Source organism: Maridesulfovibrio frigidus DSM 17176, from assembly GCF_000711735.1.
Classification (GTDB): domain Bacteria; phylum Desulfobacterota; class Desulfovibrionia; order Desulfovibrionales; family Desulfovibrionaceae; genus Maridesulfovibrio; species Maridesulfovibrio frigidus.
In genome coordinates this window covers 123,634-142,902 of sequence record NZ_JONL01000004.1, presented here as the reverse complement: position 1 = coordinate 142,902, position 19,269 = coordinate 123,634, and the positions used below count along the sequence as shown (strand labels likewise).

Annotated in this window: 16 protein-coding genes; 8 read left to right on the top strand and 8 right to left on the bottom strand. The window is 43.0% G+C overall.

The window, feature by feature from the left end:
- Positions 1 to 100: 100 nt before the first annotated feature.
- From BR06_RS0109885 to BR06_RS0109865, 5 genes are all read right to left on the bottom strand, one after another.
- Positions 101 to 1,582, bottom strand: coding sequence for a DUF3426 domain-containing protein (locus tag BR06_RS0109885; RefSeq protein ID WP_031482492.1), 1,482 nt, complete (start codon positions 1,580 to 1,582; stop codon positions 101 to 103).
- A gap of 76 nt (positions 1,583 to 1,658) precedes the next feature.
- Positions 1,659 to 2,183 (bottom strand): hypoxanthine phosphoribosyltransferase, encoded by a 525-nt coding sequence (gene hpt / locus BR06_RS0109880; RefSeq protein WP_031482491.1) that lies wholly within the window; start codon positions 2,181 to 2,183, stop codon positions 1,659 to 1,661.
- Between the two features lie 27 nt (positions 2,184 to 2,210).
- On the bottom strand, positions 2,211 to 2,669 hold the full coding sequence (locus BR06_RS0109875) for an N-acetyltransferase (RefSeq protein ID WP_031482489.1): 459 nt from the start codon (positions 2,667 to 2,669) through the stop codon (positions 2,211 to 2,213).
- 6 nt (positions 2,670 to 2,675) lie between these two features.
- Positions 2,676 to 3,161, bottom strand: a complete 486-nt coding sequence (locus BR06_RS0109870; protein WP_031482486.1) for a TlpA family protein disulfide reductase — start codon at positions 3,159 to 3,161, stop codon at positions 2,676 to 2,678.
- A gap of 187 nt (positions 3,162 to 3,348) precedes the next feature.
- Positions 3,349 to 5,763 carry a homocysteine S-methyltransferase family protein gene (locus BR06_RS0109865; RefSeq protein WP_031482485.1) on the bottom strand — a complete coding sequence of 805 codons (2,415 nt, stop codon included), beginning with the start codon at positions 5,761 to 5,763 and terminating at the stop codon, positions 3,349 to 3,351.
- Between the two features lie 181 nt (positions 5,764 to 5,944).
- On the opposite strand from BR06_RS0109865, the gene BR06_RS0109860 reads away from it, so the two are divergent.
- From BR06_RS0109860 to tkt, 7 genes are all read left to right on the top strand, one after another.
- A complete protein-coding gene (locus tag BR06_RS0109860) occupies positions 5,945 to 6,913 on the top strand; it encodes a sigma-70 family RNA polymerase sigma factor (protein WP_031482483.1) in 969 nt (322 codons plus the stop codon).
- Positions 6,906 to 7,694, top strand: coding sequence for an HD domain-containing protein (locus tag BR06_RS0109855; protein ID WP_031482481.1), 789 nt, complete (start codon positions 6,906 to 6,908; stop codon positions 7,692 to 7,694). Before BR06_RS0109860 ends, BR06_RS0109855 begins: the two co-directional genes overlap by 8 nt.
- The gene (locus tag BR06_RS0109850; RefSeq protein WP_031482479.1) at positions 7,691 to 9,445 is read left to right on the top strand and encodes a tetratricopeptide repeat protein; all 1,755 of its coding nucleotides are present in this window, start codon (positions 7,691 to 7,693) and stop codon (positions 9,443 to 9,445) included. The genes BR06_RS0109855 and BR06_RS0109850 overlap by 4 nt, the downstream gene beginning before the upstream one ends.
- Positions 9,442 to 10,242, top strand: coding sequence for a hypothetical protein (locus BR06_RS0109845; protein ID WP_031482477.1), 801 nt, complete (start codon positions 9,442 to 9,444; stop codon positions 10,240 to 10,242). Before BR06_RS0109850 ends, BR06_RS0109845 begins: the two co-directional genes overlap by 4 nt.
- A 32-nt stretch (positions 10,243 to 10,274) precedes the next feature.
- Positions 10,275 to 10,598 carry a hypothetical protein gene (locus tag BR06_RS0109840; RefSeq protein WP_031482475.1) on the top strand — a complete coding sequence of 108 codons (324 nt, stop codon included), beginning with the start codon at positions 10,275 to 10,277 and terminating at the stop codon, positions 10,596 to 10,598.
- A gap of 59 nt (positions 10,599 to 10,657) precedes the next feature.
- Positions 10,658 to 11,086 (top strand): ribose 5-phosphate isomerase B, encoded by a 429-nt coding sequence (gene rpiB, locus BR06_RS0109835; protein ID WP_031482473.1) that lies wholly within the window; start codon positions 10,658 to 10,660, stop codon positions 11,084 to 11,086.
- A 78-nt stretch (positions 11,087 to 11,164) separates the two neighbouring features.
- A complete protein-coding gene (gene tkt, locus BR06_RS0109830; protein ID WP_031482471.1) occupies positions 11,165 to 13,147 on the top strand; it encodes a transketolase in 1,983 nt (660 codons plus the stop codon).
- Between the two features lie 127 nt (positions 13,148 to 13,274).
- On the opposite strand, the gene BR06_RS0109825 is transcribed toward tkt, so the two are convergent.
- The 3 genes from BR06_RS0109825 to BR06_RS0109815 all read right to left on the bottom strand — a co-directional run bounded on the left by BR06_RS0109825 (position 13,275) and on the right by BR06_RS0109815 (position 18,488).
- A complete protein-coding gene (locus BR06_RS0109825; protein WP_031482469.1) occupies positions 13,275 to 14,345 on the bottom strand; it encodes a DUF4236 domain-containing protein in 1,071 nt (356 codons plus the stop codon).
- Positions 14,346 to 14,540: 195 nt separating this feature from the next.
- A complete protein-coding gene (locus BR06_RS20510) occupies positions 14,541 to 14,711 on the bottom strand; it encodes a hypothetical protein (protein ID WP_169738233.1) in 171 nt (56 codons plus the stop codon).
- A gap of 27 nt (positions 14,712 to 14,738) precedes the next feature.
- Complete coding sequence (locus BR06_RS0109815; RefSeq protein ID WP_031482467.1) at positions 14,739 to 18,488, bottom strand: DUF748 domain-containing protein; 3,750 nt, start codon at positions 18,486 to 18,488, stop codon at positions 14,739 to 14,741.
- Between the two features lie 165 nt (positions 18,489 to 18,653).
- Here BR06_RS0109815 and BR06_RS0109810 point away from each other — a divergent pair, with 165 nt between their 5' ends.
- Positions 18,654 to 19,265: a DUF4390 domain-containing protein gene (locus tag BR06_RS0109810; protein ID WP_051676995.1), complete on the top strand. Its 612-nt coding sequence runs from the start codon at positions 18,654 to 18,656 to the stop codon at positions 19,263 to 19,265.
- The last annotated feature ends 4 nt before the right edge of the window (positions 19,266 to 19,269 follow it).

Below are 19,269 nucleotides of genomic sequence, written 5' to 3'. Positions count from 1 at the left end.
AAGCCGGACAATACGTCCGGCTTTTCATATTTAAATCTATTAATTCAGATCGTAAGGTAAGACCTTTCAGTTTATAAAAAAGCTTACCTCTGATAATTCTTTATTTCTTCGGCGGATTCTTAGCATCCACCACATTAATTACGTATTCTTTAACAGCTGGTGACGGCTTGAAGAAAACCACCATGAACGGAGTATCCATACCCGGCTTAAGCAAAGTATTATTAGATATGACTCCGACTTTGGAGGTCAGCCCTGCGTCAATCTCCTCTTTGCTTTGAACCTCAAGCTGGAACAGCGAGAGAGTATTTCCGCAAAGCAGCTTCTGAGAATCGAGCACTTGGCCTTTATCATCAAATAGCTGAGCTTCCACTTGAATTAGCTCTTTAGCGGTATCGAAATTATTAACAACTTTTCCTTCAATGATGAAAAGCTGTCCCGCTTTGTCATTGTTCACATAGAACTGACGCAAATCCTTGAATGAGAATTTGCTGAACCGCTTGGCTGCAGGTTCAGAAGCATCCATTTCACCACTATCAGTTGAAGAAATGAAAGGAATCTTTTCCCAGAGCTTCAGATACCAGGCCGCTCCTGCGCCACTGGCAAAAAGGAGTACGACGACCAATATAATGATCATCCCTTTTCCTTTTTTCTTGCCGCTTTTTTTCTTAGCAGCAGCGGATAAGGTGACTCCATCATCAAGATCAAAATCGCCCATTTCACCATCATCTAAAGGAAAGTCTGAGTCATCATCGTCATCATCGTCTTCTTCAACGAAATCTTCTTCTGCCTGAAAATTATCCGCCACTTCGTCTTCAACGCCCTCATCATCTCCGAAAAGTTCATCCTCGGAAAAAGGTTCAGAATCATCGTCATTACCGAAAAGTTCATCTTCATCAAAGAGGTCTTCGTCTTCGGCTGGAGATTCCTCAGCAGGATCTTCAGTGGCAGAATCACTTGTAATATCATCAGGAATATCAGCAACTTCATCATCATCACTGCCGAAAAGCTCATCATCTATATCGAAAGCATCGTCAGCATCGGCACTGGCTGCCGCAGGTGCTGCCGGTTCATCATCATCAAATAAATCAGCACCCAAATCAGCATCATCGTCGGTATTATCCGAGCCGAAGAGGTCATCTTCCAAATCATCTGAACCAGCATCTGCAACATCATCACCTAAGTCACCGAAAAGATCTTCATCAAGATCAGCTTCAGTTTCTGCGGCTGGCTCTTCGCCAAACAGATCTTCATCATCAGCAAGATCACCGAGAGGATCTTCTTCCGGCTCTGGCTCAGGTTCTGGCTCAGGTTCAGGTTCAGGTTCTGGCTCAGGTTCCGGCTCAGGTTCTGGCTCAGGTTCCGGCTCAGGTTTTGGCTTTGGTTTAGGCTTCGGAGCTGGTTTAGGCTCCGGCTGGGTCTCTTCTTCGAGCATAGACGCAACTTCGTCTTCCGGCTCAAGAGCAGGAGGGTTTACCTTAAAAACATTCGCACATTTGGAGCATTTAACTTTAGCTCCACCTGCGGGAATTTTACTGTCCGGTAAATTGAACTTGGTCTCACAGTTGGAACACGTAATAATCATGGACCGCTCTACCTGCTCTTCAAGAGGTTTAAATCAATGCAAATCATTGAAAAATCATATAAACAAAACAACGCAATTAGACATTCTCTAATTCATACACAGCATTTAGATACCTGTATTTTTCAGCGTAGTCCATTCCGTATCCTACAAGAAAGCCACTCTCAACAACAAAACCGGGGAAATCAACATCTAAATCGATTTCTCTACGCTCTTGCTTATCAATTAGCGCACAGGTTTTAATGCTGAGTGCGCCACGCATGGAAAAAACATTCTTAAGGAAATCAATTGAGTTACCAGTATCTACAATATCCTCAACGATAAGAACATGCTTATTATCTATAGAACCCTCAAGATCCTTAGAAAAAACCATTTTCCCTGTTGTGCTGGTACCTGACCCGTAGCTGGAAAGACGGACAAAATCTATTTCCGCCTCAACTTCAAGGTTCCGTGTCAGATCGGCAAAGAAAAGATACGCTCCCTTTAACACACACACGCATACTAAAGGCTGATCTCCATACGTTTTGGAAATATCTTTAACAATCTCTTTAATTCTAGCTTCAATTTCTTTTGAAGAAAAGACTTCTTTCAGGCTATGGCTCATTTAAAATTACCTTGTTAATTTAGTATATTATAGTTTCATAACCATCGGAATTTCATCACAGTCGGGGAAAAGAGGACAGTTGATACAATCAGCCCAGACCTTCTGGGGAAGAATGTTTTTATCTGTCGCAACAAAACCCTGCTTTGAGAAAAAGTCCTCAATATTTGTAAGAACAAACACCTCGCAAACACCCAGCTTACGAGCCTCTGCAACACACGCTTCAACCATCTGGCCCCCCAGATTAGTTCCGCGCTGCCCAGGAATAACGACCAAAGACCTAACTTCTGCAAGACAATCCCAAGTTATGCTTAAAGCACAGCAACCAACGACGCTACCATCATCCGCTTCTGCAACAAAAAAATCTCGAAGATGACTATAAACAGAAGACAAAGGGCGAGGCAGAACCATCGCATCCTTTGTACTCTCTTTGATGATCGAATGGATATCTTTAGCATCCTTCATCATTGCTTTTCTAATAAACGGCATTTGTATCTACTTGTCTTGAAGCAATTTTTTTATGAAATTTTCAAACATTGCACCGGGAAAGCTGCCAGACTTGTCAAAAACTTTCTTTCCCTCGGCGTTAAATACAAGCGTCCTGGGAATAGATTCAATTGAAAAAAAGCTTGCGACGTCACTACCTGCAAAATAAATAGGGTAGTTAAACTCTACGTCTTTGCTCATGAATTCCGTAACAGCATCAACGCCTGGATCAACTGAAACACCTATCAGCAGTAGATCACTATCACTGAATTTTTTACGAATTTCGATCAATTCAGGAATCTCAGCGCGGCAAGGCGGGCACCATGTTGCCCAGAAATTTAAAACTACAACCTTACCCTTTGCTTTAGCAATCACATCTTGGATAGCTTTAGCATTCACGGTTTCAACATCAGTGGAAGTTTCCGCTTTGTTACATCCGACAGCAAGCATCACAAGCATTGCCAGCAAAATAAAAGCTTTATTTGATAATCTCATACTTATCTCCAGTATAAAATTGTTGCGTCACAATTAACCTACGTCAGCAGTAGCAGATTCCCGCAAAGAACTCAAAAAGATCATGCTAGTCAAAAAATACGTAAAAACAGATCTGTTTTTATCGAATAAAATAAAACCGCCGCAATGAATAGATTCCATGCGGCGGTTATATATTTCAATTATTAAATTACTGAACCAACCTTTTAGCTAATTTAACGGCAGCAACTGCGTCAGTAGACCAGCCGTCAGCTCCGATAGAATCGCAGAATCCGCCGGTAATCACTGCTCCACCAATCATAACCTTAATATCTAGTTCGCGTTCTTTAAGAAGCTTGATGGTATCTTCCATTCTGACCATTGTTGTTGTCATCAAAGCAGAAAGGCCGATTATTTTAGCGCCTTTTTCCTGAGCTGCATCAACAATCTTCTCTGCCGTAACATCCTTACCCAGATCAACAACATCAAAACCGTGATTGCGGAGCATGAGGCAAACAATATTTTTACCGATATCATGAATATCGCCTTCAACAGTTGCCATGACTACTACGTCCTGCACCTTCTGGCCGCCTGCGGCCTCAAGAAGCGGCTTGAGTTTTTCAAAAGCTTTCTGGAGAGTTTCAGCGGACTGCAAAAGCTGTGGAAGGAAATATTCCTTGCGCTCGTACTTTTCGCCAACTTCCATGATCGCAGGGATAAGCTCATCGTTTACAAGAACGAAAGGATCGCGCCCGGCATCAAGTTCTCTATTCACGAGATCAAGAATTCCACCTCGATCGCCCGTAACTACTGCGTCGAAGAGATTATCGGCTCCAACTTTTTTAGGACCAGAATTTTGGCCAGTAGCCTGACCGCCCTCACCAGCCGGAGTCCAGCCGGAATACTGAGCAATGAACTGCTCAGCCTGTGGATCTCTGGCGAGCAGAACTTCTGCGGAATACAAGCTCTCTCTAAGTCTGGAGGAATTCGGGTTAGCAATAAATGCGCTAAGACCCTGCCCCTGACATAAGGTTAGGAAGCTTGAATTTAATAGCTCACGAGCCGGTAGTCCGAAAGATACGTTGGAAAGGCCGAGTACTGTCGGCAGGTTCCACTCTTCTTTACAGTGACGGATGAAATCTAAGCAATGTCTTGCGGCTTCCGGCTTGGATGAAACAGTCAGCGCGAGCGCATCAACCATAATCAGTCTGCGTGGAATTCCGTAAGAATCAGCTTGCTTGAGAAGCTTGGAAACAACTTCAATTCTTTCAGCACAAGTGAACGGAAGCTTGGTTCCGATAATTGGCAGTAGAATAAATGGTGCACCGAATTTTTTACACAAAGGTCCGAGCCGTTCCATACGTCCGGCTTCACCGCTGATGGAGTTGACCAGTGGAGATCCTGCATATGTCCATAATGCGGCTTCAACAGCGTCAGGATTGGTAGAATCGATACTAAGTGGTGCTGGGTGCTGCGCCATGATCTCTTTAGCGAGAGCAGGCAAAATTTTAACTTCATCAACCATCGGTGCGCCGACATTCACATCAAGAACAGGTGCTCCGGCTAAAAGCTGCTCAGCGGCAAACTTCATAGCTTCGGTGAACTGACCGTTCTGAAGTTCTGCGCTTAGAACTTTTTTACCTGTAGGATTGATGCGCTCACCAATGATTACTCCGCGCTGCTCAAAACCGATTTTAACGGTCTGTGCGCGTGAAGTAAGCACCATCTGGCAATCTTCCTGCGGGACAGGACGCATCCATGTGGCATTACCGACAGCATTTCTAAGTGCCTTAATATGATCAGGAGTTGTACCGCAACAACCACCGATGAACTTCGCACCAACTTCAACGAAACGAGCGGACTGCTTAGCAAAAGGCTCAGGCTGAAGTCTAAAAACAGTATTGCGATTCTCATCAAGCTCAGGAAGTCCGGCATTCGCTTCTGCCAGCAAAGGGCTGGTGAGCCTGGTCTGCATGGATTTCAGAACATCATACATCTGCTCAGGACCGGCACTACAGTTGGTTCCCATGAGCTCGACACCCATGTTCTGCATGGTATCAATAAAGGTCTGTGGTGAAGTTCCTGTCAAACAAGCTGCAGGTGATTCGAAAGTCATAGAAAGTGCGACAGGTAGATCACACACTTCGCGAGCGGCAATAACGACAGCGCGCGCTTCGGCAAGGTCAAAGTGAGTTTCGCCCAAAATCAGGTCGATTCCACCTTCAACAAGCCCTTGAATCTGCTCTTTATATATTTCGACCATCTCTTTGAAGGTCATTTCACCGAGAGGCTGTACAAAATACCCGGTTGGGCCAACGCTACCACCGACAAAAACATTATCCCCAGCAACAGATCTGGCTATTAGTGCCATTTCTCTGTTAAGACCTATAACATCGACGTCTGCTCCGAGTTTAGGTCTGCTGCCCCCAAAAGTATTTGTGGTAAGAACATTTGCTCCGGCAGCAACGTAGTCTTTATGAACGGATTTAATGACATCAGGACTCTGAAGGCCGAAGATTTCAGGTGACATTCCAGCAGGAAGACCTCGTCCCTGTAAGAGAGTTCCATATCCACCATCAAAAAAGTAAACCTTGTCATCACTGAGTGCTTTGCGAAAATCCGGCATAAAATACTCCAAAAGTTATGAATAAACCCCAAAAAGAAAGGTCATAATTGTTTCAAATAGCTTCTACTTAAAAACATTGAAAAGGACAAATAAAAACTATATCCTTATAAGTTACTAGTATGATCTACATTGGATACGAAAGCTTTAATAATGTCAGGCGCATAGGAAAACTACCCGGACAATGAAATCAAAAAAAGAACCGATTATTCCAGAAGTAGCGGATATTACAGAAGATAAGCTGACTCCAAAGCCAGATTTTCTTCCTACTCCGAGACCAAAAGGCGAAGTAGCCACTAAAGATCCTCTGCATCTCTACCTTCAAGAGATTAGCCGATTTCCTTTGCTTGAGCCTGATGAAGAATTTCGATTAGCCAAAAGAGTGCAGGAAAACGGAGATCAGGAGGCGGCATTCCGTCTTGTCTCATCTCACCTGCGTCTGGTGGTAAAAATAGCAATGGATTTCCAGCGTCGCTGGATGCAAAATGTTCTGGACCTTATTCAGGAAGGAAATGTCGGCCTTATGAAAGCTGTAAACAAATTTGATCCTGATAAAGGCATCAAATTTTCTTACTATGCAGCATTCTGGGTTAAGGCTTATATCCTGAAATATATAATGGATAACTGGCGCATGGTTAAAATAGGAACCACGCAAACCCAGCGCAAACTTTTTTATAATCTGAACAAAGAGCGTCAAAGACTGCAGACTTTAGGCTTTGATCCGACGCCGTCCGTGCTTTCCAAAAATCTCAATGTCAGTGTTGAAGAGATTTCGGAAATGGACCAAAGGCTCGCAAAAAATGACCTTTCTCTGAATCTTAAATTCGGAGAAGAATCAGAAGCCACACGCATGGACTTTTTACCCGATCTAGGTCCGGGTATTGAAGAAACTCTTGCCAATAAAGAGATTTCTACATTACTTCTTGATCAGCTTAGAGCTGTTGCTCCGAAGTTGAATGAGAAGGAACAAGTTATTTTAGATGACAGGTTGCTCTCTGACTCACCAAGAACTCTTAGAGAAATTGGTGAAGAATTCGGGGTTACTAGAGAAAGAGTCCGCCAGATTGAAGCCCGGCTGTTATCAAAGCTCAAGGAACATCTGGCCGAAACTGTAAAAGATTTTTCTGAAGATTGGATACCTGACAATGAATAAATTGCTGACTGAACTGAAAATAGAAGCAGGAAAATTAGCTAGATCTCAGCCCACTCCCCAATTTTACAGGGATGCTGAGACGCAGCTTGAATTTTCGCATGGCATGTTTTTCGATCATCCCCTTGTCATTAGATTGCAGGAAGATGTGCTGCCCTTTCTTTATGATGAATATGCTCACGGCATTTACCACTCCAAAAAAGTGTCAATAGAAGCCGGTGCAATCGTTCTGAAAGACGGCGATCATCTTCCTCCTGAAACGGTCAGAGAGCTTGTTCTGCTCGCGCAATTCTGCGGGCTGCTCCATGACAGTTGCAGACTTGATGACGATCACGCTATACGCGGAGCAGAAACTTCACGCGTAATTCTGAACAAGTATCCACTTTCAGAACGCAATAAAGATCTTATTGCCAAGTCGATTGCCAGACATGAGGCGTTCAAACCGCTTACTCCTATCGTCGATGATCCTGAGCTGGAACTTCTTAGTGGCGCGCTCTACGATGCCGACAAATTCCGCTGGGGTCCTGACAACTTTTCCACAACGCTCTGGGAAATTTGTGATTACGAAGACTGGTCTGTAAATGAAATTATAGAAAAGTTTCCAAATGGACTTGATATGATAAAATCCATCGAATCAACATTTCGGACAGATACCGGTAAGAAATACGGTCCTGAAATGATAGAACAAGGCATGACCATCGGAGCTGACATTTACAAGCGCCTAGTTGAAATGGCCGCTTCTCCTGAATATTCCCCCTATAATAAAGACAAGCCGACTGTATGATTAAGCAAGCATCCATGACCCGCAAAACTATTTCTCCTATTGCAGTTGCCGCACTGCTGTTTGTTATTCTATTACAAGGTTGTGCACATAAAAATGTGCCCATCCCTGCAAATGAATCCATTCAACTAAGCCCAGAAACTCAGTTGACATACGACTATCTTGTCTATCAAGATTATCTGTCGAGGCTGAGTCAGCTTATGCGCCTGAGCAACAGATCGCTGGAAAGCGTGACTGAAGCCGCACGCATCCAGCATGAAGCAATCACCGTTCTGGACCGGATATTACTAGCCGAGCCAAGCGCACAACTTTATTCTGAAAAAGCCTCGCTTTACTGGGCTTCACAGCAAGTAGATCAAGCCCGCGAAGCTTTGAAAGAGGGGCTGCTGAAATATCCTGATGATCAAAAGCTAATCCTTAGTCTTTCCAGCACCTATCTCATTGAAAATAGAAATGCTGACGCAGAAGGAGTGCTGCTAGACTACCTTCACAGACATCCTGACGACATCATTGTTACCAGCCAGCTTGGACACATTTACCTTGAACAGAAAAAATTTGCCAAGGCTCTCGATACGCTGAAAACAATTCCGGCTAAGAAGCGTACGCCAGACATTCTCTATTCGTACGCTAAAGCAAGCGCAGGCCTCGGTCTGACCAAGCAAGCAATAAGATCGCTTCAAACAGCTGTTAAAGTTGACCCCAACTACATTGAAGCATGGGGAGAACTGGCTTACTTGTATGAAATGGGCAAAGACTATGATGCAGCTGAAAAAATTTACACCAGAATGCTCGAATTTCCTGAAGTTTCCAGCCATATCAGATTGCGCCTTATCGAACTTAGTCTAAAGCTTAACAATCCTGACAAAGGACTGTCTCTTGTTCTTGAAGGACCGAGATCCACTCCTTTTCTTCTTGAAGCCGCACAACTTTTCTTGAATGGGAAGTTTTACGGACAGGCATCAACAATACTTGATATTTTTGCACAGAAAAAAGATATTCCCGACTCCTACTACTTCTTCAAAGCTTCCATTGCTTATGAAGGAGAAGAAGATCCGCAGAAGGCTCTTAATTTCCTTAACAAGGTACAGCCGGGCAGCGATCATTATGATCGTAGTCTGCAATTTAAATCGCATCTATTGATTGTTCTTAAAAAGTATGACGAAGCGCTTACAATTGCAAAAGAGGGCCAAAAGGAATTTCCAGAAGACCCTAATTTTTACATGACTGAAGGGATGATTCACAACGAAATGGGCGATCTCAAAAAAGCAGAAGAAGCTCTTTTGAGAGGAGACCAGAACATTCCTAATTCATTGGAAATTCTTTTTCAGCTCGGTATCATGGCTGAAGGGAAGGGAGATCTGGATCAAACCCTTGCGTACATGGAAAGAATCGTTTCTATGCAGCCGGATCATGCGGACGCTCTTAACTTCGTAGGATATATTCTTGCTGACCGGAATGAACAGCTTGACCGCGCACTGGTATTAATCTCCAGAGCAAACAAGCTTGAGCCGGACAATGGATATATTACGGATTCACTTGCATGGGTTCTTTACCGCCTTGGAAGATATAAAGAAGCATGGGTACAGATTAAAAGAGCTGTATCTCTAAGAGATAAACAGCCGGATTTATGGATACATTACGGAGACATTGCTGTTTCCATGAAATATTTTAAGAGTGCTGCCAAGGGTTACAAAAGAGCTCTTAAGCTCGATCCTAAAAACAGTGAAGCTCAGAGGAAACTCGATTCATTATGATTTCCAGATTCCCGGCTTCGACCGTTTTGCTGCTAAGCATAATATTTATGGTTTCAGGGTGTGCTTCTCGTAAAATACAGAGTTATGACCCCGACAAAGTTTATGCCCAATTCAAAAATGAATACGGAAATTGTAACAGTACCGGGATGAAAGCCAAGGCAAGCCTATACTATAGTTCGGATGAGCAGGGACATCGTACAGTAATAAACCTATGGGGAAATCTTGCCGAACCTTTGCGACTTGACGTCAGAGCCGGAATAGGTGCTTACGTTGCCCATATCCGCGAAGACAGCAAAGGATTGACGGCTTTTTACCCTGAACAAAAGACAGCTTACTCGCACTCTTCACCCACTAGGGCGGTCAAATTACTGGGTCTTCCGTTTCCATTCGCATTAAAAGACCTTGCGGGACTAATTGCAGGCTGTTATCCAAGCCTCATCCCAAAATCGTTTGATACGATGACATTGACAGCAAATGGTAACAATTTGCTGTTTATATTTGATGAGGGCCCGATCAGCTCGGTAACTCTCACAAGCGAAGGACTTCCCGTTGAATTAACAGGACGCGGAGAGCTTCCATGGCGGATGGAAATGTCATCATATGAATTAGATGAGTCCGGCAAAGAGCTGCCCGATAAGATTACCGTTTTCACAGAAAATAAGGGTAAAGCCATACTTAGAATAAAATCCAGATTGTTCACGAATACTATCTGGGATGATAAATCTCTCGAAATGGCCATTCCTGACGGAATTCCGACCATAAAACTTGACCGAAACAGAAATAACAATATTTCTTAAAAAAAAATTTGCTTTGTTATGGAGACTATAAAATGAGCGATCAGAAATGCGCGTGTGTCGACAAAGGTAAAGGACTTATTGATAATTTTAAGAATGGACTTGCTGTCTGGATGCAAGAACTTAAGACAATTTTCAGCAAATTACTCGGAAATTTCGAAGTTTGCCAGCTTGAAAAACGTCTCGAAAGAGAATACGCCCTTCTCGGAAAGCTTAGTTGCGATGATGCTCAAGGCGACATTGAACTTTGCAAGAAGCAGATAGATTTCTTCAAAGAAGAGATCAGCAAGCTGAAAACAGAGCAAGCTGCAAAGCGAGATGTAAAGCGCAGAGATAATCAGCGTGACATGGAATTATAGACCTTTGTTTATAAGGGTTTTTGGTTTCTTAACTTTAATGAAAGACCACGGAGACAGAGATGCCTAAAGTAGTAATCGGTTCTGACCACGGCGGCTTTGAACTCAAGGAACATGCTAAAGAAGTACTCCTTGAAATGGGATACGAAGTTGAAGATGCAGGTCCTGAATCTGCAGTCAGCTGCGACTACCCTATATATGCTACGAAGGTAGCTTCAAAGATTAAAAAAGATGTGCTGGGCATTCTCATCTGCGGAACAGGCCTAGGTATGTCCATGGCAGCCAACAGACAGAAAGGAATCCGCGCCGCAATGTGCACAAACGAGTACATGGCGAAAATGGCGAAAGCACATAATGATGCTAACATCCTTTGTTTGGGCGCTAGAGTCATCGGAATTGGACTAGCGGAAGAAATTATCCGTACATTTATGACCACCGAATTTGAAGGTGAACGTCATATGCGTAGAATCAATCAGATCGACGGTTTATAGCCTTTAATCCCGAAAACCATGCGGTTTTCGGGATTTTTTATATAGAAATACCCAATAGTTTTACGAGGAACACTCACAATGAGTACTAATAGTCAGATGGACCAGAAAGCAGTTAACGTAATTAAAGGCCTTATCATGGATTCTATCCGCAAGGCCAACTCGGGTCATCCCGGCGGCTCCATGTCTTCTGCGGATTTTGCATACATCCTCTATAAAGATTTCCTGCGCTACGATGCAACCAATACAGACTGGGAAAACAGAGACCGCTTCGTACTAGCTGCGGGGCACGAATCCCCACTTCTTTACGGTCTTCTGCACTTAGCCGGTCTGATTACAGTTGAAGATCTTCAGCAGTTCCGTCAGCTTGGCTCCATCACTCCCGGTCATCCGGAACATGATGTAACCCCCGGAGTTGAAGCAACAAGCGGACCTCTCGGACAGGGTTTCTGTGTCGGTGTTGGTATGGCAACTGCCGAAGCGTTCCTGAACGCTAAAACTAACGACGACGTAGTAGATCATTACACATACGTTCTTTCATCTGACGGCGATTTTCAGGAGCCTGTATCCTCTGGAGCAGCCGCTCTCGCTGGACTCTGGAAACTCGGCAAGCTTATAGTTTTCTATGACAGCAACGACATTCAGCTAGCTGGACCAACAAGCCGTTGTGACTGCACAGATTTCAAAGCAGTATACGAAGGCATGTGCTGGCAGGTTCTAGAAGTAGACGGCCACAATCACGATGAAATTCGTGCAGCGATTAAAGCTGGTCAGGCTGAAACTGGCAAACCTACGCTCATCATCGGTAAGACTAAAATGGCTGCCGGAGCTGCAACTTGCGAAGGCGACCACTGCACGCACGGAAGCCCGCTTTCAAATGAAGAAATTGCCGCTACCAAAAAATGTTTCGGCCTTCCTGAAAACGAACTTTTCTACGTTCCTGAAGATGTTGTTGCGCATTTCCGCTCCCGCTTCCCTGAAATGCAGAAAATGTCCGCTGACTGGCAGACTAAACTTGAATCCGTCCTAGCCGGAAACAAAGAAATTGCTGCTTTCTGGGCAGAAGCTTTCAAGCCACGCAGCGAAATTAAGCTAGACCTTCCTGAGTTCGAATCAGGTCAGTCCATGGCAACAAGAAAAGCATGGGGCGCATGTCTCGATGCTATCACCGACGAACTTCCTACCTTAATAGGTGGTTCCGCCGATCTAGATCCATCCAACCAGACTGCGAATTTCCGTAAGAAGATGGGTGATTTCGGCCTAGACGGTTACAGCGCAAGAAACTTAGCTTTCGGTGTTCGTGAGTTCCCAATGTCCGTTATCATGAACGGTATGGCTCTTCACGGCGGCGTAATTCCTTTCGGTGCAACTTTCCTTACCTTCTCTGATTACTGCAGAAACGGTATGAGAATGTCCGCGCTACAGAAACTTCCAGTTCTCTACATCTACACACATGATTCATTCTACGTAGGTGAAGACGGACCGACTCATCAGCCAATCGAGCATGTAGCATCACTTAGACTCATCCCGAATATGTTGATTCTAAGACCTGCTGACGCAAGAGAAACCGCTGCATGTTTGCAGATTGCTATCAGCCAGACTGACCGTCCTTCCAGCCTCATGCTAACTCGTCAGGGTCTGCCTGTAATGGATAAGGGCGAATTCCCGATGGTAGAAGAAGGCGTTAAGCGCGGCGGGTACATCGTTAAGGATTGCGAAGGAACTCCAGACATGATCGCTATTGCGGCCGGATCAGAAGTATCCCTAGCAATCGATGCGGCTGACCTTATCAAGGATAAGAAAATCCGCGTAGTCAGCATGCCATCCATGGAACTGTTCGAAGAGCAGGATCAGGCATACAAAGATTCCGTTCTAGATCCGAAAGTCAGAGTACGTGTTGCCGCTGAAGCTGGCCGCCCTGAAATCTGGTACAAATACGTTGGCCTAGACGGAGCAGTTCTAGGAATAGATCACTTCGGAGCATCCGCACCTGCTGGCGAGCTTGCTGAAAAGTACGGGTTCACTGCTGGTAACCTTTCTAATATTATGAAGGATCAGTTCTAGGACTGATTATTAGATAGGGTTTAATTCGATTTACGAATTAGATTTGGATTAAGAATTAGGAAAGCCGCTGTAACTTTTGTTTCAGCGGCTTTTCTTTGTTTAAAGATAAGTATTAGCAAGTCACGCTTTAATCTTGCCTATGAGAAACAGCTCTTGATAAAGCATTGCAAAATTCTAAAGCAGCGTTTTCTTTCGATGTCATCAAATACCAAAAAAGTCCTGAAGCAGATTTAACCATGAGATTACCGTAAAGGCATATGTAAACTTCATAATTATTTTTAAAACGTTTATCTGGGCCTCCACTTTTGTTGGAATATTTCCAACTAGTTCCTAGAACAGTAGCATCGTTAGGGTAAACTTCTTCAATAAATTCCGTTGTTCCATCTTCTAATGATAACTCGGAATATTCAACAAAACCTACGCCAACATTATCATATATAAAAATGCCATCTGGCATCAGGTATAAACTTTGGTCTTTTAATATTAATGCGGGAACATCTATGTTTGTTCGCACCCAAGGGGGCTTTCCTTCACCAAGCTTAACTAATGACCTGCTAACTAGTTCGCTAGCCCCAGAATTTCTTTTTTGCTCATGTGCGCCATAAATTGCAGTTGAATCCAAGAGAGCCCAGACTTTTTTGCATGATTCTAAATTATTAAATGCTAAAAGAACATCTCTATAATAGTCTGCATCTCCATTCTCAAAATTATATTCAATTTCGACAGTTCTACGCTTCTTTTCAGCATAATAAGAAATGATGAACAAAACCCAGCCTACTAGTATAGCAACCAGACCGTATTGTGAATTTACACGAAAACTGAACCCAATAACAAGCAGAAGCAACACTCCTATAATATAATCCCTTCTCAATGATTTATGAGAAGAGTTAAGCTTTTCAAGTAATTCTCTTCGTGACTCAGAAGCAATATCGATTGAACTTGCCGACTTATAAAAAGTTGTGTTCGGATTAATATCTTGTTGTTTTTTTGTAATCTCAATCTTGCTATTTTCCTTGTCACTTTTTCCTAATTCTTGGCGATAATATATACCATTCCGCCCTGCGTGGACATAGCTTTTCCCATTAGGCCTAACCCCAATTCGAAATCCTTTTATTCCTGAAGATAAACCGATACCGCTTTTTGAAAGATTAAACCTAACAGGTCCAATCGTGACAGATTTTCTAAGATAAAAAGACATCTTTCCCTCAAGCAAACTAGTTAATTTAAAACCTTAAAACCGACTCACTACACCTACACACGTATTATTTAAATAATATATAAAAATGACTTATATAGCCAGCAAAGACACATAAAAACAAAAAAAGGCCGCCGGAACTACGTTCCAGCGGCCTTCCAAATTCACCAACTACAATCCTAAAATCCCAACAAAAAACTATTCTTTAAGCTTATCAGCCATATCCTTCATAGAATCCCCAGCGTCTTCCATAGCCTGATCAATTTTCTTACCCGCTTTCTCAGCAGATCCTTCGTTCTCACAACCAACTGCTACGGACATGAACGCAACCAAACACAAAACCAACACTAATTTTTTCATAACTTTCATAATATTACCACTCCTAATATTTATTTGTTAATTACCTAACCCAAGCTCAACTCGCGGCCCGTTTCCCTTACCAGTTGCCGCGCGCTTGAGAAAAACTCTCTCACTCGCTACGCCCTTTTCAGTCGTTAATATAATGCGGATTCTCTCTGCTCTGTCTCTGACAAGTTCAGCTAAATCCGTATCGGTAACTTTGACGTGATCCCTCAGAGCCTGTTCCATTTCGGGAACTGGGCGACTTTCAACTATTCCTAAGAAATTTGTTGGCTTTTCAAATGGAGCTTCCTTGTACGCTTCTTCTAGGTACTCAGGATACTCCTCTTCGCTGATAACTACGTCATCAATCGACTTCGGAGCTTTACCATCAGACTCTAAGTCCAAGAACTTAGGCATGGCTACCATTCTATTAAACTTATGCCCCTCAAGCGCAGGGATATCTTCCGGCGAAGTGAAGCCACTAATTTTCAGGGTAATGCCCGGACGGGACTCCATTGCCTTGGCAACAGACGCCAATTTTTCATCCGCTTCTTCTTTTGGAACAGCAAGCCCCGGCTCAAACACCAGAACATCCATATCATCACTGCCGCCAATCAACGCGCCGATAAGGGCAAACGGGGAGGTTACAGCTTTAACCAAAATATTTAATATTGCCGCTCCGATAACTCGGCCAAGCCTAAACTGCGGATCATCAACACGTCCTTCCACAGGAATATCGAGCTGAATGTTGCCATTGCTATCCCGAAGCAGTGCTAGCCCAAGCCCGATTGGAATATTCGCCGCATCGGGATTATCGATCTTCTTGCCAACTTCAAACTGGTAAATATCAAACACATTTTCAGTAGAGAGAAGCGTTCCCCTGAGCGCCAAAGCGACATCAGCGCTAAGCATACCAGTACTTACAGGATAAGCGATATATTTCCTTGTGTAAGGTGAAAGCTGAGTCATATCCAGATTAATCAACGTAACATGCAAATCGGTATCTGCACCATCATCAGCGGGTTGAATATAACCTTCCGCCACTAGCGGCGCTTGCTGATCTAAAGTTGCATTAAACGATAGCTCGGTGCGGTCACCATAAGGCAACTCTATACCAAATACGGCAGATCTCATTTTGGTGATATCAAGCTCAAAAGCGGGAGAAACCATGTAGTCTTTAAGTATGAGAGTACCATTAGACATCGCCATTTTATTGAAGAAAATAAAATTACCATCATCTCCAGATGTGCCATGAGCCGTGGTGGAATTAGAAACGAGATCTCCTACATCCTTATCTTTCGCTGCTCCCGACAGAACTCCACCTTTAGATGCGGACTTTTTAGCTTGCGCCGCAATAGCCTTTTCATCAACAGGAGGAGCGAGCTTGCCAGTGAGGATACGGAGAACATTCATCGTGCCGTCCTCCTCTCTCGCAACAAAAACGTTTGGCTCAATAACATCTATCAGCCTAACATCAATCCTCAATGGATTCGAAATGAAATCTATGTCCCTTACGGCCAGCTCATTTAAGTGGAAAAACTGCTTATCTCCTTTTGCATCACGCAAAAGCATATCTTTAATCTGCGCCTTTCCTTTATAGGTAGCCACAGGCTCATTCACATTAGAAAAAGTCCAATCTCCTGAGGCATCAATATGGCCTCTGGCAATACTCATCTGCATTACAGCCGGCAAATAGCCATTGAACTCACGCAGCCTAATCTTCCTAACTTTTACCGCTCCCGATATATCAACCGGCGCCAGAACACCTTTTCCCGTTAAATTTAGGGAGCCTCTTTTATTAACAACCCCATCAAAATTCAATTGAAGAGGGTTATTTTCTGGGTAGCTAATCCCCTTGATACCGCCACTAAGCTTGCTAATGCTAAGGGGTGTATCTTTCGGTGCGGCCTTATCTAAAAATTCAAAAGCAGAGTCAGCCAAATTAACTTTAGTAACAAGAACCTTCCATCCACCTGCATCAGCTTTCTTTACGATATCTTCAACTACGGGCTTTAACTCTGAGACTGCTTCTTCCACGGTTACTTTTACTTTAGTAGCGCTTCCAACGGACTCAGTAGCATTACCTGTAAATACAACAGTTTGGTTGGAAACACCTGCCTGACCATGTGCTTTGATATGCTTTAAAAGATCAATACCATCCTTATCACGCGTCAATTTAATCAAGGCTTTTGTTAAATCAACCGAGCCGATAGAGACCGATTTTTTACCAACATCTATTGTTCCGTTTGAAACGGCGAAACCGCCCAACCCGATCAACGGGTCACCGCCCGCCTTAGGACTGAGTTCAAATGCTTTTACATTGATCTTGAGACCTTCTAGCCTCATGAGTCCGTTATCTTGCGGAGCAAAATTAAAATTAGAACTTAGTCCTACTTTACCAGATGTTACAGCTAACGGAACTGACTTTTCCAAATACTTCTGATAATCTGGAATGTTCAAATCCTTCACGGAAACAAGCCCTTTAACAATCAGAGGGGCAAGGGCGAGAGTCCCATCAACATTTACAACTTCCTTACCGGCTGAACCTACCTGAATAGCGTATGTCCCAACCTTGTTCTCTTCCGTGGTAATGTTGTTAGCAATTATAGATAGAGGCCCAATCTGCTTTGTAAAGCCGTTTCCAAAAGCTTTATCTGTGAAGTCTACATTACCACCCACAAGGGTGACGTTTTGGATTTCTGCAAAAAACCCAGGTTCGTCATCTGTTGGTGCTGCAGGCTTATCGGACTTGCTTTGTAACATTGGAACTACATCTATAAGATCAAGAGAACCATCTGCCTTAAGTCCAATTTTAAGATGAGGATCAGTTAGTTTAGCTGATTTAATTTTTAGAATCTTTCTCAAAAGACTCATTTCATCAATATCAACAGCCAGCTCCTTAAACTTCAACAGAGGTTCGCCACTATTACGGACAAGATCAAAATCTCTGATGTAAAATTGGCCGCCTAGCAAAATCTTAGGCAGTAATTCCTCTCCACGTACAAAAGTAATATCAAAAGCAGAACTCAGCTTACCGCTTTTAAGAGTCGTAGTTTTATGAATCGGCAGATAAACCCAGTATTCACCGAGATCTGCATTCTCTAAAGAAAAATTGAACTCAGTTTGTAGGGTATTTTTAAATGGCAAGCTCTGCCCTTGGAGCACAAAGGGAGTTCCATTAATAGTCATATCAAGCGACGGCTGAACGAAATCATCCGAGTGCCGCGATAGTGATGAAGTAAACGGAACGAACAGATTGAAATTTGATATCAAATGATGAAAATCTTTCGGAGTATCATATACGACGTAAGTCCCGTTAGTAACGATCAAATCTTGAATGGAAAAAGGAAAAAAGCTTTTATCCTTTTCTACAGGTTGATCGTCATCAACAGCTTCAGGGATAAGATCAGAAATAGTGGTAGAGCCGTCCGTAAAAATAGTTAAGTTTATCTGCGGATCAACAATCTCAAGTTTATCAAATTCAGCCGAAAAGGTTAAAAGAGAAAGTGAATCAAAATTCAGATCAAGCGATTTAAAGGAGAAAAGGTTACCTTCTCCATCCTTTTTAGCAACAGAGAAACCATCCAACTCCAGATCAAGAGCAAATGGATTGAATTTAACACCTTGCAGGTCTATCGCCCTGTTCAGAACCGCAGGCAGTTTTTTTTCAACAACACTCTTAACAATAACTGGAACAAGGAAAAAACCGATTAAGGCGTACACAACCACTAAAGAAGAAAAGATAGATGCCCACCGAATTCTGCGGTCTAAATTTTTCCACTTTGCATATATATTTTTAAACATAAGAATCTCCGTATCTCTCCAATTAACCTTTATAAGACTCTTTTACATTATAATCTTACGAAAAGACAGTTCAACTGTAAAATCAGGACTTAGGCAATCATAATGTTGAACAAATGATTAGTGACTGTTAGTCTCTCCTTAGAAACACTTATTATAGGAACCGAAATGAAGGCTTACAACCTGAACAAAAGAAACATTATACCGCGACATACCATACTAGTAAACTTACTGGTCATTGTATGTTGTCTGTTTGCGCCCTTACTTTGTTCAGCTTCCTCGGTTCACGCAGCATCTCTCGATCTAAAAAATATGGTCCTCGATAATCAGGCGGGAGCAATCATAGCACGGTTCGGGCTGAATCTTAAGGGAGACACAAAAGCAGAGGAAGCTCTTGAAAACGGCATTAAGCTGAAACTTGAGTGTGAAGCGACTCTGTATGTTCATCAAAGCCTGTGGGCCGATTCTGAGGTGGCAAACAAAATCTATTCAGACAAACTTTCATACAATTCTTTGTCAAAAGAATTTGTTTTAGAACAACCCGGCAACAAAAACCCACTGCGAAACAAAAATCTTACCCACTTGCTCCAAAAAGGATGGGATTCTATTGTTCTGGATCTTGGCCCCTGGAGTACTCTGAAACGTGGAGAACGTTACAAGCTTAAACTTAATGTAAGCCTCGATCAAATCGACGTCCCTGAATGGCTCAAAAAAACACTTTTCTTCTGGTCATGGGATGTTATCCCTTCTGCCACATATCAACTTGATTTTACTTACTAAATCT